This window comes from Micromonospora sp. NBC_01392, assembly GCF_045040125.1.
In the GTDB taxonomy this organism is placed as follows: domain Bacteria; phylum Actinomycetota; class Actinomycetes; order Mycobacteriales; family Micromonosporaceae; genus Micromonospora.
The window spans coordinates 6,684,715-6,697,350 of sequence record NZ_CP109549.1; the positions used below are offsets into that span (position 1 = coordinate 6,684,715).

Consider the following 12,636-nt stretch of genomic DNA (forward strand, 5'->3'; position numbering starts at 1 on the left):
GTGTCGACGCCTCGGCGCGTCGGGTCGCCGCTCAGCCGGCGGCCGACCGGACGTAGGCGACGCAGTCGTCGTGCAGCGCCGGCCACGGATCGCCGAACACCTCGTCGGCGGCCTCGTCCGGGGCGCGGCGCTGGTGCACCACGGCCCGGAAGAAGTCCAGCACCCGCTGCTCGCCGTACCTGTCGACCAGGTGGCGCACCGCCAGGTACCCGACGCCGTAGGCGCCGCCGACCCGGTCGTCGGTCGCGTCGTCGGCCGGCGCCACCGCGTCCAGTCGGCCGGACCAGCCGCTCCGGAGCAGCTTGCGCACCTCGGCCAGCCCCTCGTAGCGGTCCACCGGCTGGCCGTCCGCGCCGGCGTACTCGGCCAGCCCCTCCACCAGCCACCAGTCCGCGCGGTCCGCGTAGCCCTGGTCGGGCAGCGAGGCGGCGTGCGTCAACTCGTGCCGGAGCAGGTCGTCGACGCCGGCCGGGGCGAGGCTCTGCGCGTTGAGCACGACGTCGTGGCGGCCCCCGCCGACACCCACCGCGTAACCGGCGGTCCACTTCGGCCGGCCACCGCCGTACCAGCGCTGCCACTCGGCCTTGCCGGCGTAGTAGACCAGGTACCGGTCCGGCGGCGGGCCGACCGCGTACCGGTCGGCGGCCCGGGCGGCGGCCTCGGCGCGGGCGAGCAGGCCGGGCAGCTTGGCCCGCTGGGCCGGCGTGGTGGCCACCAGCGCCCGCCTACCGACCGCCACCGCCAGGTCGTCCACCTCCCACGGGCGTACGCCGGTCGGGTCCGTCCGGGACGGCTCCACCGCCACCAGCCGCGGCTCCTCCCCCACCACCCGCCATCGGGTGCCCAGCTCCGCCGTGCTCGGCGCGCAACCCGGCACCACGAAGCAGTAGCCCACCGTCACGGTCAGCCGCCACTGGCCGGGCTGCCCGTCCACCGCCACCGGCACCCGTTCGGTGCCGGGCCGCCACGTCGTGACCCGGAGCGCCCGCAGCGCCGCGTACCGCCGGGTGAGCGCCGGCCGCGCGCTCGGCTCCGCCACGGCGAGGAAACCGGCCTTGTCGCCGCGCAGCAGCGCGCTGCCCTGCCGGTCGAGCTGCGTGACCATCCGCGCGGCGAGTTGCCGCTCGGCCGCCGTACCGGGCGCCTCCCGGCCCGCCGTCTGCTGGCCGGCCGCGTCCGGCGCGAGCTGCCGCAGGAGTACGCCGGGCACCGCGCCCGCGACCAGCCCCAGGGCCAGCCCGAGCACGGTCCAGAGCGGCCACCGCCGCCGCGTCCCGGTCGCCAGGGCCGGGGCGGGCACGACGGGTACGACGGCCGTCTGCGCCGCCGTCGGGGTGAGTGGGGCGGGCGGGGCGACGTCCGGCACGGCCGGGCTCGACACCGGCGCAGTCGGTGCCGGCGTGCTCGGTGCCGAAACGGTCGGCTCCGACGCAGACGGCTCCGACGCAGGTGGTGCCGTGGCAGGTGGTGCCGTGGCAGGTGGTGCCGTGGCAGGAAGCTCCGGGGCAGGAAGCTCCGGGGCAGGGGTCGGGTTCGGCTCCGGGGCCTCCGGCTTCTCAGCCGGCTCCGCACCGGGCAGGGGCGGAGCCGGCGTCACGGCGGGTCCGGATGCGCTCGCCTCGATGGCCACGACCGGGCTCGGGCCGGGGCCACCGGCCCCACTCGGGTCGGACGCGACCGGGCTCGGGCCCGCGGCCACCGACGGCGGGCCGGCCACGGTCGGTCGAGGGATGACCGGGTGCGACGGGGACGGATCGTCCGTCGAGGTTTCTGCTGCCGGAACGGGGTGTGTCGACGCCTCGTCGACATCGGCCTGTGGGCACTGCCCCGCGCCGTCATTCCCGGCGCTCGGCTCGTCGCCGTCGGCTACCCGGCCGGAGGGCTTGTCGTCGCCGTCGGTCACCGGCGAAGGGTACGACCAATCGGGCGTTCCGGGAAAGAGTCCTGCGAGTGTCCCTTCGCTCGCATCTCGCACCAGATCTTGGAAGGAAATGGCCCTCGCAGGGGCCCTCCGCTTCCAAGATCTGCCGTGCCCCGGTCGGGTGCGGCGCGGGTGAGGAGCATCTTGGTGACAGCCCAGAGGAGCACGAGCACCGCGCCCGCAGGGAAGTGGCCGGTCAGGGTCAGCAGGACTCCGCCGGTGAGGAAGCAGGCGGACTGGACGCCGAGCTTGGCCGGGGCCGGCAGCCGCACGGTGGCACGGGGCGAGCAGAACAGCCCCCAGACGACGGCCATGACCAGTGGGGCGCCCAGGCCTGCGAGCAGCCGCACCGGCCAGCCGGCGTCGAGCGTGCCGCCCCAGAAGCCGGCCGCGGCCAGCAGCGCCACCTCCAGCAGGAAGATGCCGCCCAGCAGCGCCGCCTTCACCGGGACCGCCAGCCGCGGTACGCGAGGTCGAGCCCGTCGATCATCCGGTCGAACGAGCGGTCGACGTCCCGGGGCAGGCCGAATCCGCCCGCCGCCTCGAGCGTGACGAACCCGTGCACGGTGGCCCGGAACATCCGGGTGGCGTCGACGGCGGCGTCCCCGTCGATGCCGTACCCGCGCAGGATCGCGAAGATCGCGTCGACCGCGCGTTCGGCGGCGGCCAGGTGCTCGGGGTCGGCCGGGTCGGGCGCGCGCTGGGTGGCCGGGTAGCGGCCGGGGTGCCGCCGGGCGTACCCCCGGTAGGCGGTGGCGACCGCGCGCAGCGCGTCGTCGCCGGCCCGGCCCGCGGCGGCGCTGGTCAGCACGTCGGCGATCTCGGTGGTGGCGAGCACGGCGAGCTTCTGGTGCAGCGCGTCCACGCCCCGCACGTGCTTGTAGAGGCTGGGCAGCGCGACGCCGAGCCGGCCGGCGAGCGCGGCCAGGGTGAGCCGGTCGTGGCCGACCTCGTCGGCCAGCACGGCGGCCTCCCGGACCACCGTCGCCGGGGTCAGGCCGGCCCTAGGCACGCGCCGTCACCGCCAGGAACTCGATCAGGTCGGCGGCGGTGGCGTCGGGCTGGTCGGCGTGCGGGTAGTGGCCGGAGTCGGCGATCATGCGCGCCTCGGCGACGGCGAACTGCCGGCGGGCGGCCCGTGCCTCGGCGCCGGGGTCGGGGAAGTCCGGGTCCTTCGTGCCCATCAGCACCAGCACCGGCTGCCGCACCGAGCGGGCCCGCGCGGTCCAGTGCGGGTCGACCGGCGCGACCACGCCGCGCACCGCGTCCATCCGGCCGCGCAGCTTGGCGACCAGTTCCTTCCGGTACGCGGCGTCGTCGGCCGGCCGGCCGCAGGGGAAGAGCGTGCGGTGGAACATCCCGAACAGTCGTGGGCTGCGCAGCACGGCGGCCTGGAGCGCGCGCATCACCGGGTTCGGCTTCGGCTGGCTCACGAACGGGCTGATCTGCACGATGCCACTGACCAGCTCCGGCGCGTCGGCGGCGGCGAAGACCACGCCCGCCCCGCTGGAGGAGCTGCCGACCAGCGTGGCCGGTCCGCCGTCCAGCTCGCGCACCACGGCGAGCAGGTCGCCGCCGACCTCGGCCGGGGCGTACGTGGGCCAGTGCGGGCTGGAGTCGCCGTGCCCGCGGACGTCGATCGAGGCGACCCGGTAGCCGGCCGCCACCAGCAGCGGCACCAGGTGGCGGAACGCCGCCCGGTTCTCCCCCATGCCGTGCGCGAGCACCACCAGCGGCCCTGCGCCGTGCACCTCGTACGCGATCGTCCCGCCGTCCCGCGCCACCTGGCTAATCTTCATAGCCAAAAGGCTAATGGCATTAGCTTTGCGCGTCAAGGCTTGACCTCAACCCGACCTGAGGTCGGACGATCACCGACATGCCGATCTCCGCCGACACCCACGTACGCCTGACGCGGCCCAGCCGCGACCTGGCCGCAGCCGTCCGGTTCTGGGCCGACGGCCTTGGCCTGGACGTGCTCTACCGGGGCGCGCCCGACGGGCCGGGCGAGCACGACCTGGTGATGCTCGGCCTCCCCGGCGCGGCCTGGCACCTGGAACTGGTGGGCGGCGCGACGCTGACCGTCGAACCCCGTCCCACCGAGGAGGACCTGTTCGTGCTCTACCTCGACGGCCCGGTGGAGGACGGCCTGGTGACGAGACTGGAACGGGCCGGCGGGACCAGGGTCTCCGCCGGCCCGTACTGGGACAGGTGGGGGATCACGTTCGCCGACCCGGACGGCTACCGCCTCGTGCTCTGCACCCGGACCTGGTCGAACGACTGACTCACTTCTTCGACATCACCGCACGGCCGAAGAACGCCAGGTTGGCCGGGCGCTCGGCCAGCCGGCGCATCAGGTAGCCGTACCACTGGTCGCCGTAGGGGACATAGGTGCGCACCGTGTAACCCTCGCCGACCAGACGCTGCTGCTCCTCCGGGCGGATGCCGTAGAGCATCTGGAACTCGAAGCGGCCCGGGTCGCGGTCGAACCAGCGGGCCCGGTCCTCGCCGATCGCGATCAGGCGCGGGTCGTGGGTGGCGAGCATCGGGTAGCCGTCGCCCGCCATCAGCACGTTCATGCAGCGCACGTACGACTTGTCCACCTCGCGGGCGGACTGGTACGCCACCGACTCCGGCTCCTTGTACGCGCCCTTGCACAACCGCACCCGGGACCCGGCGGCGGCCAGCTCGCGGCAGTCCGACTCGGTCCGCCGCAGGTACGCCTGGAGCACCGCGCCGGTCGCCGGGTGGTCCTTGCGCAGCTTGGCCAGCACGTCCAGCGTCGAGTCGGTGGTGGTGTGGTCCTCCATGTCCAGCGTGACGGTGGTGCCGGCCGCGTCGGCCGCCACGCAGATCTGCCGCGCGTTGTCGTACGCGAACTGCTCGTCGAACGCCTGGCCGAGCGCGGACAGCTTCACGCTGACCTCGGCGGCCGGGGTGAGGCCGGCGGCGCCGAGCAGACGCAGCAGGGTGAGGTATTCGTCCCGGGTGGCGTTCGCCTGCTCCGGGGTGGTGGTGTCCTCGCCCAGGTAGTCGAGGGTGACCGCTTGGCCGTCGCCGACGAGTGCGCGGGTCGCGCGCAACGCGTCGTCGGTGCCGGCGCCGGCGACGAACCGGCGGACGACGTCCCGGGTGAACGGGGCCGTCGCGACGAGCCGCTCCACCTGGGATGACCGGGAGGCGGCGAGGATGACGGAACGGAGCATGAGCCGAGCGTAACGCCCACCCCCACACCCGCGCCGGGCACGTGCAAGGAGGGGCCCCCTGTTATCGCTAGGCGATAACAGGGGGCCCCTCCAATCACACCGACTGGCGACGATCAGCTACAACGTTCACGTGGAACGACACCCCCGCCGCCGGCTCCGCTCCGCCACCGTGCAGCTCGGTGCGCTGACCGCGCTGGCGCTCGCGCTCTCCGGCTGCAACAACGGCTACGACGACGACGATGACGACTGCGCCCTCGGGCCGGCCGGCGGGGGCGGTGACACCGTCGCGGTGGCGCTGCGGGTCCCCGCGCCGGCCGCCGCGCGCGGCGACGTCGCCCCGACCACCGCCGCGCTGCCCGACCGCGGCGGCTTCGGCACCTTCCTCGCCTCCTGCGGCGGCTGACGTGCGCCGCGAGGCCAGCACGCCGCGCCCCGACTGGGACGACACCATCCGGGCCCAGGGCCTGGTGTACGTCGACACCGAGCTGCCCGACGGCGAGATCATGTCGTACTGGGACGAGACCGCGGCGTACGCGTTCACGCTGGACGAGGTGCTCCGGCTGGAGGAGGCGACCGAGGAACTGCACCGGATGTCGGTGGCCGCCGCCGAACACGTGGTGGCCCGCCGCCGCCACGCCGAGTTCGGCATCCCGGAGTGGGCCGCCGAGGCGGTCGCCCGCTCGCTGCGGGAGGCCCCGCCGACGCTCTACGGCCGCTTCGACCTCGCGTACGACGGCAGCTGGCCGCCGAAGATGCTGGAGTACAACGCGGACACCCCGACCGCGCTGGTCGAGGCCAGCATCGTGCAGTGGTACTGGCTGGAGCACACCCACCCGGACGCGGACCAGTGGAACAGCCTGCACGAACGGCTGGTCGGCGCGTGGGCCAAGATCGGCGCCGGGCTGCACGACCCGCGCGTGCACGTGCTCTGGTCGAACGAGGAGGAGTCGGGCGAGGACCAGATCACCGCCGGCTACCTCGCCGAGACGGCCCGCCAGGCGGGGCTGGACGTGACGCTCATGCCGATCCAGCGGGTCGGCTGGGACGGGCGGCGCTTCGTCGACGCCGACGACCGGCCGATCACCACCTGCTTCAAGCTCTACCCGTGGGAGTGGATGCTCGCCGAGCCGTACGGGCCGCCGGCGCTGGACCCGGGCACGCCGACCACCTGGATCGAGCCGGCCTGGAAGCTGCTGCTGTCGAACAAGGCGCTGCTGGCCGTGCTCTGGGAGCTGTACCCCGGGCACGAGCTGCTGCTGCCGGCGTACCTGGACTCGCCGCGCGGGATGTCCGAGTACGTGGCCAAGCCGTTGCTCGGCCGCGAGGGCGGCTCGGTACGCATCGTGACCGGCGACACCGAGATCACCAACCCGGGAATCTACGGCGACGAAGGCTTCTGCTTCCAGGAGTTCCGCGCGTTGCCCCAGTTCGACGGCAACCACATGGTGCTCGGAAGCTGGGTCGTCGACGGCGCGTCGGCCGGCGTGGGCGTACGCGAAAGCGAGAGCCTCATCACAGACGGTTACGCGCGGTTTCTGCCCCACTACATCGACGCGCCGCGTCCGCGCTGAGTCGTCTACCGTTGGTCCCGTGAACTTCGACGCGTACGCCCGGACCGGGGTCGAGCTCGTCAACGCCCGGCTGGACGACCTGGAGGGCCTGCGGGCCCTCTTCCCGGACGAGAACGCCTGGATGCGCGACGAGGTCGCGGAACGGGACCTGGCGATCTTCCGGCGGGCGCAGAAGCGCCTCCGGGACGTCTTCGAGTACGGCACGTCGGGGCGCGACGCCGACGCCGTCACGGAGTTGAACGCGCTGCTGGAGGCGTTCCCGGTGCAGCCCCGCATCTCCGGGCACGACTCCTCCGACTGGCACATGCACGTGACCAGCCGGGGCGCGTCGGTCTCCGCGGAATACCTGGCCGGCGCGGTCTGGGGCCTGTCGGTCTGGCTCTGCGAGTACGGCAGCGCCCGGTTCGGCGTCTGCGCGGACGAGCGCTGCGGCAACGTCTACCTGGACACCTCGTCGAACTGCTGCCGGCGGTTCTGCTCGGAGCGCTGCGCCACCCGCTCGCACGTGGCGGCGCACCGGGCCCGCAAGCGCGCCGCGGTCGGCGAGCAGCCGGTGCCAGCCCAGCCGCTCGCCCCGGTGAGCTGACCTCCGGGCCGGCGGCCGGTTCCGGGGCCGCCATGCCGGGTGCCGGTGAAGCCGACGAACCGGACGGCAGGCGTCGACCGGGACCGGCCGGTCAGGCGTCGACCGGGGAGGGGCCGGTCAGGCGTCGACCGGGGAGGGGCCGGTCAGGCGTCGACCGGGGAGGGGCCGGTCAGGCGTCGACCGGCGAGGGGGCGGTCAGGTTCGCGCGGGCGAACTCCAGCGCCTCGCGCAGATCCGCCTCACGGACCGCGCGGCTCTTCGCGCCCCGGGTGGTCACCTCCACCGCCACGGAGCCGGTGAAGCCGCGGCCGGCCAGCGAACGGAGCAGCTCCGCGCAGGGCTGGCCGCCCCGGCCGGGCACCAGGTGTTCGTCCCGCCCCTCGCCGGTGCCGTCACCCAGGTGCACGTGCGCCAGCCCGGCGCCCATCCGGTCGGCCATGGCCAACGCGTCGGTGTGCGAGGCCGCGCAGTGCGACAGGTCCAGCGTGTAGGAGGCGTAGCCGGTGTCGGTCGGGTCCCAGCCCGGCACGTACGGCACGAACTGCCGGCCGGCCATCCGCACCGGGAACATGTTCTCCACCGCGAAACGGAGCCCGCCGAACCGCCCGGCGGTGGCCTCCAGCCCGTCGCCGAACGTCCGCGCGTAGTCCCGCTGCCAGGTGAACGGCGGGTGCACCACCACGGTCGGCGCCTCCAGCGTCTCGGCCAGCTCGGCGGCCCGGCGCAGCCGCTCCCACGGGTCGGCGCTCCACACCCGCTGGGTGACCAGCAGGCACGGCGCGTGCACCGAGAGCACCGGGATGCCGTAGTGCTCGGCGAGGCCGCGCAGCGCGCCCGCGTCCTGGCTCACCGGGTCCGTCCAGACCATCACCTCGACGCCGTCGTAGCCGAGCGCGGCGGCGAGCTGGAACGCCGCCGCGGTCCGTTCGGGAAAGACCGAGGACGTGGACAGGAGCACCGGCACGCGGGAAGTCACACCCCTCAGGGTAGCCGCCCCCGCCAGGAGGCATCGGGACGAGCACCCGCAAAGCGCCCGAAGCGAGCGCCCCGGATCACATCGGCGCGAGCTGATCCAGCCGACGCAGGATGACCCCCTCCCGCAACGCCCACGGGCAGATGTCCAGGCTGTCGACGTCGAGCCGGCGCATCACCGCCTCGGCCACCACCGCACCGGCGAGGAGCTGGTGGGCCCGCTGCGTGCTGACCCCCTCCAGCTCGGGCAGGTGGGCCGGCGGGATGTGCCGGACGAACCCGAGCACCTGCCGCAGCCCGGTGCGGGTCAGGCTGCGCCGGGCCCAGAGACCGGCGCCGGACGGCGCGGCGCCGGCCAGCCGGGCCAGCGTGCGGAACGTCTTCGAGCTCGCCACCGGACGCTCCCAGCCCACCTCGGTCAACTGCTTCACCACCGGGTCGAGCTGCGCGTCCACGTACTCCCGCAGCCCTTCCACGGCCTCGGCGGACGGCGGCAGCAGGCCGGCCGGATCGACCGCCAGCCGCTCCCGGCTGAGCCGGCCCGCGCCGAGCGGCAGCGAGACCGCGACGTCCGGATGCTCGTCGATGCCGGCGGCCAGCTCCAGCGAGCCGCCGCCGATGTCCATCGCCAACAGCCGGCCGGCGGACCACCCGAACCACCGCCGCACCGCGAGGAACGTCATCCGCGCCTCGTCCGCGCCGGAGAGCACCTCCAGGCGTACGCCGGTCTCGTCGCGGACCCGGGCCAGCACCTCGCCCGCGTTGGTGGCGTCCCGGACCGCGCTGGTGGCGAACGCCAACAGGTCCTCGGCGCCCAGCCCGTCGGCCGCCGCCCGCGCCATGCCGACCGCCTTGACCAGCCCGTCCGCGCCCGCGTCGGTCAACGCGCCGTCCGGGCCGATCTGCTCGGCCAGCCGCAGCACCACCTTCTCGGAGTGCGCCGGCCAGGGGTGCGCGCCGTGGTGGGCGTCGACCACCAGGAGGTGCACCGTGTTGGAACCGACGTCGAGGACACCCAGTCGCATGGGAAAGACCCTAGGGGCAACACGTTTCGTCGGCTCGCCGGCCGGGCGGGGAGAGCACGCGTACGCTGGTCCGGGTGACAGGGCAGATCGAGCTTCGCGTGCTGGTGGACGACCCGGACGACCCGCGCAGCCGCGAGGTCGGGCTGGATTTCCCCCGGGAGTGGATCGAGTTCGTCGACCCGGCCGACCCGAAGCACGTCGTCCGCGCCGACCTGACCTGGCTGCTCTCCCGCTGGACGTGCATCTTCGGTCAGGGCTGCCACGGCATCGTCGCCGGGCGGGCCGCGGACGGGTGCTGCTCGCACGGCGCGTTCTTCACCGACTCCGACGACGAGAAGCGGGTCCGGGCGGCCGTCAAGCGGCTCACGCCGGAAACCTGGCAGCACTTCCGTCGTGGCTTCAAGAACTGGACCGAGAACGACACGGTCGACGGCAAGACGCCGGCCCGGCGCACCGCCACCCGGGACGTGGACGCGCCCTGCGTGTTCCTCAACGACGCCGACTTCCCGGCCGGCGGCGGCTGCGCGCTGCACGCCCAGGCGCTGCGCGACGGCGTGCACCCGCTGGAATACAAGCCCGACGTCTGCTGGCAACTGCCGGTCCGCCGGGACCAGGAGTGGCACAAGCGGCCGGACAACACCAAGGTGCTCATCTCCACGTTGGCCGAGTTCGACAGGCGCGGCTGGGGCGCGGGCGGGCACGACCTGGACTGGTGGTGCACCTCGTCCACGGACGCGCACGTCGGCGCCGAGCCGATGTACGTCTCCTACGGCCCGGAGCTGACCGCGCTGATCGGCGCCCCCGCGTACGCGAAGCTGGTCGAGCTGTGCGCCGCCCGCCACCGCCAGGGCCAGATCGCCCCCCACCCGGCCAGCGAGTAAGGCCGGGCCCCCTCTTAACGCCTCCGGTAGAGCAGCGCGCCCCGCTCAGCGTTTCGGGAGCGCCGCGTCGATCAGAGCGCGGGCGCTCCGCTTCGCCGCGTCGGCGATCGCCGGATCACCGTCGAGGACGCCGCCGGCCAGGCCGCCGTCGAGCAGCAGGGTGAGTTGGCGGGCCAGCGACTCCGGCTCGGCCGCGCCGGCCTGCCGGGCCAGGCTGGTCACCCAGTCCCGGACCGCGTTCTTGTGCGCGACGGTGCGGGCGTGCACCGGGCTGCCGGACGGTGTCTCCGCAGCGGTGTTGATGAACGCGCAACCGTGGTAGCCCTCCCGGCGACAGGCTCCGCCGAGCGCGTCGAACATGCCGACGAGCTGCTCGCGCGGGTCGGCCCCGGCGGCCTCCGCCGCTGCCCGCAGCGCCGCCGACCAGGCCAGGTCGACCTTGTCGAGGTACGCGAGCACCAGATCGTCCTTGCTCGGGAAGTGCTTGTAGAGCGTGGCCTTGGCGACGCCCGACTCGGCGATGACGGTGTCGACCCCGACGCCGCGCGGCCCGTACGCGTAGAACAGCCGGAACGCGGTCTCCAGGATGCGTTCCCGGGCAGCGCCGGCAGGGGTGCGGGCCATGGTTCCTCCTCGTTCTGCGCCGCAGAGTCTACAGACAGGTACGTCTCCTCGAGCCTGTTAGTAGACAGACCTGTCTGTTAGTCTGTGCGTACCGAGCACGTTCCGCGAAGCTCGGCCGAGACCGGAGGACGAATTCGACATGCGCATCGCAGTACTGGGCACCGGCATGGTGGGCCGGGCCATCGCCGCCCGCGCCGCCGAGCTGGGCCACGAGGTGACCGTCGGCACCCGGGATGTCGCCACCACCCGGGCCGGGAGTTGGGGTGAGTGGGCCAGCGGCCATCCGGGGATCGCCCTGGCCGGGTACGCCGACGCCACCGCCGGGGCGGACCTGGTCGTGAACGCCACCAACGGCGACGGATCCCTCCCCGCCCTCGACGCGGCGGGTGCGGAGAACCTGGCCGGCAAGATCCTGCTCGACATCGCCAACCCACTCGACTTCAGCCAGGGCTTCCCGCCCACCCTCTCGGTGCTCAACGACGACTCGCTCGGCGAGCGGATCCAACGGGCGTTCCCGCGTACCCGGGTGGTGAAGGCGCTCAACACGCTCACCGCCGACCTGATGGCCCACCCCAAGCAGCTCGCCGAGGGCGACCACACCGTCTTCGTGTCGGGCGACGACGCCGACGCCAAGGGCGTGGTCACCGAACTGCTCACCAGCTTCGGCCACACCGACGTGCTCGACCTGGGCGACATCACCACGGCGCGGGGCACCGAGATGCTGCTGCCGATCTGGCTGCGTCTCTACGGCCGACTGGGCACGCCGCTGTTCAACGTGAAGGTCGTGCGCTGAGCGCACGCAGAAGGCCGGCACCCCTGTCCGGGGTGCCGGCCTTCACGCTCGGTCTTACTTGGTCCAGTGCTTGTTGACCAGGTCGGTGGCCTGCTTCTCCCACTGCGCGTACGCATCCGGGTAGGCCGACACCTGCACGGTCTGGGCGGCCTTGGTCAGCGGCATGTCCTGCCAGCCGTCGACCTGCTTCAACCCCTTCAGGAACGCCAGGGTCGAGTACTCGGGGTCGGTGATCTGCTCGGGGGTGCCCCAGCCGGAGGAGGGGCGCTGCTGGAACAGACCCAGCGAGTCGTGGTCGTTGCGGTCGCCGAGGTGGCCCAGGTTCTCCAGCTTTGACTCCTGCAACGCGGTGGCGATCGAGATGACCGCGGCCCGCTCCGGCAGCCCGGCCTTCTTCGTCGCCGCGATGATCGCCTTGACGTTGGCGGTCTGCTCGTCGTTGAGGTTGATCGTGGACTGCTCACCCTGCACGCTCGCGACCGCGACCGGCTTGGCAGCCGTGGCCGCGTGCGCGGACTCGACGTGACCGGCGATCGGACCGGCGAACACACCACCGGTGAAAGCCAGACCAGCAATACCCAGAACGCTCTTACGCAGCATCGTGTTCATCAGGGGGCTCCATTCGGGGGTCAACGCACCGGGGGGGTGCGGGCACCGTCAGGCGCACAAGAAAAGTTCTGGCTGCTCGCGGGGGTGGGGGCCTCGTCGCGGCGCCGGAACTGTGTGCAACGACCGGGGGTCCACCGTCATTCCCAGAGGGCTGGCGGGCGCTTGCCTTCCTCGGCCGTGCACCGGGATACAACGCCGCGACCCCCCGACCCATTCCACCGTCAGGGTGCCGCCCACCACCACCCAACCGGACAAACCACGCACCGGGCCCGTTCGGCAGCACACGACCGGCACCTTGGAGCGCCCCCGTTCCACCCACCGGCCCACGCCGCCCTCAGCGGAACACCCACGGGTGCCTCAGGGCCGCCCAGACACCCCTGACGTTCCACCCACCGAAAACTCCGCGCCCCACATCCGACTAAAGCGCCAGCGATCATGAAGTTGACCGGAC

15 protein-coding genes are annotated in these 12,636 nt (G+C 73.5%); 6 read left to right on the top strand and 9 right to left on the bottom strand.

The annotated features are described in order from the left end of the window. Window positions 1–31 precede the first annotated feature (31 nt). From OG767_RS29250 to OG767_RS29265, 4 genes are all read right to left on the bottom strand, one after another. Window positions 32–1,381, bottom strand: a complete 1,350-nt coding sequence (locus tag OG767_RS29250; protein WP_405091349.1) for a hypothetical protein — start codon at window positions 1,379–1,381, stop codon at window positions 32–34. 518 nt (window positions 1,382–1,899) lie between these two features. After that, complete coding sequence (locus tag OG767_RS29255) at window positions 1,900–2,367, bottom strand: YrdB family protein (protein WP_405091350.1); 468 nt, start codon at window positions 2,365–2,367, stop codon at window positions 1,900–1,902. Continuing rightward, complete coding sequence (locus tag OG767_RS29260; protein WP_357298334.1) at window positions 2,364–2,933, bottom strand: WHG domain-containing protein; 570 nt, start codon at window positions 2,931–2,933, stop codon at window positions 2,364–2,366. The genes OG767_RS29255 and OG767_RS29260 overlap by 4 nt, the downstream gene beginning before the upstream one ends. Continuing rightward, window positions 2,926–3,720, bottom strand: a complete 795-nt coding sequence (locus tag OG767_RS29265) for an alpha/beta fold hydrolase (protein WP_405091351.1) — start codon at window positions 3,718–3,720, stop codon at window positions 2,926–2,928. Before OG767_RS29265 ends, OG767_RS29260 begins: the two co-directional genes overlap by 8 nt. A gap of 77 nt (window positions 3,721–3,797) precedes the next feature. On the opposite strand from OG767_RS29265, the gene OG767_RS29270 reads away from it, so the two are divergent. Next, window positions 3,798–4,202: a VOC family protein gene (locus OG767_RS29270; RefSeq protein WP_405091352.1), complete on the top strand. Its 405-nt coding sequence runs from the start codon at window positions 3,798–3,800 to the stop codon at window positions 4,200–4,202. 1 nt (window position 4,203) lies between these two features. On the opposite strand, the gene OG767_RS29275 is transcribed toward OG767_RS29270, so the two are convergent. Next, window positions 4,204–5,124: a proline dehydrogenase family protein gene (locus OG767_RS29275; RefSeq protein WP_405091353.1), complete on the bottom strand. Its 921-nt coding sequence runs from the start codon at window positions 5,122–5,124 to the stop codon at window positions 4,204–4,206. A 130-nt stretch (window positions 5,125–5,254) separates the two neighbouring features. Between OG767_RS29275 and OG767_RS29280 the strand changes: the two genes are divergently transcribed. From OG767_RS29280 to OG767_RS29290, 3 genes are read left to right on the top strand one after another with little or no spacing between them, the layout of a single operon-like run. Continuing rightward, the gene (locus OG767_RS29280) at window positions 5,255–5,527 is read left to right on the top strand and encodes a hypothetical protein (RefSeq protein WP_405091354.1); all 273 of its coding nucleotides are present in this window, start codon (window positions 5,255–5,257) and stop codon (window positions 5,525–5,527) included. 1 nt (window position 5,528) lies between these two features. Continuing rightward, complete coding sequence (locus tag OG767_RS29285) at window positions 5,529–6,695, top strand: glutathionylspermidine synthase family protein (protein WP_405091355.1); 1,167 nt, start codon at window positions 5,529–5,531, stop codon at window positions 6,693–6,695. Window positions 6,696–6,714: 19 nt separating this feature from the next. After that, window positions 6,715–7,281: a CGNR zinc finger domain-containing protein gene (locus OG767_RS29290; RefSeq protein ID WP_405091356.1), complete on the top strand. Its 567-nt coding sequence runs from the start codon at window positions 6,715–6,717 to the stop codon at window positions 7,279–7,281. 169 nt (window positions 7,282–7,450) lie between these two features. On the opposite strand, the gene OG767_RS29295 is transcribed toward OG767_RS29290, so the two are convergent. Both OG767_RS29295 and OG767_RS29300 read right to left on the bottom strand, forming a co-directional pair. Beyond that, window positions 7,451–8,257, bottom strand: a complete 807-nt coding sequence (locus OG767_RS29295) for a sugar phosphate isomerase/epimerase (protein WP_199199899.1) — start codon at window positions 8,255–8,257, stop codon at window positions 7,451–7,453. Window positions 8,258–8,333: 76 nt separating this feature from the next. Beyond that, complete coding sequence (locus tag OG767_RS29300; protein WP_405091357.1) at window positions 8,334–9,278, bottom strand: Ppx/GppA phosphatase family protein; 945 nt, start codon at window positions 9,276–9,278, stop codon at window positions 8,334–8,336. A 74-nt stretch (window positions 9,279–9,352) separates the two neighbouring features. Between OG767_RS29300 and OG767_RS29305 the strand changes: the two genes are divergently transcribed. Next, window positions 9,353–10,159, top strand: coding sequence for a hypothetical protein (locus OG767_RS29305; protein ID WP_107160412.1), 807 nt, complete (start codon window positions 9,353–9,355; stop codon window positions 10,157–10,159). A gap of 45 nt (window positions 10,160–10,204) precedes the next feature. Here OG767_RS29305 and OG767_RS29310 read toward each other — a convergent pair whose 3' ends face one another. Further along, entirely contained in the window at window positions 10,205–10,783 is a 579-nt protein-coding gene (locus tag OG767_RS29310) for a TetR/AcrR family transcriptional regulator (protein ID WP_405091358.1), read from the bottom strand. A 139-nt stretch (window positions 10,784–10,922) separates the two neighbouring features. Here OG767_RS29310 and OG767_RS29315 point away from each other — a divergent pair, with 139 nt between their 5' ends. Beyond that, complete coding sequence (locus OG767_RS29315; protein WP_405091359.1) at window positions 10,923–11,576, top strand: NADPH-dependent F420 reductase; 654 nt, start codon at window positions 10,923–10,925, stop codon at window positions 11,574–11,576. A 54-nt stretch (window positions 11,577–11,630) separates the two neighbouring features. On the opposite strand, the gene OG767_RS29320 is transcribed toward OG767_RS29315, so the two are convergent. Next, window positions 11,631–12,185: a hypothetical protein gene (locus OG767_RS29320; RefSeq protein WP_405091360.1), complete on the bottom strand. Its 555-nt coding sequence runs from the start codon at window positions 12,183–12,185 to the stop codon at window positions 11,631–11,633. Window positions 12,186–12,636 lie beyond the last annotated feature (451 nt).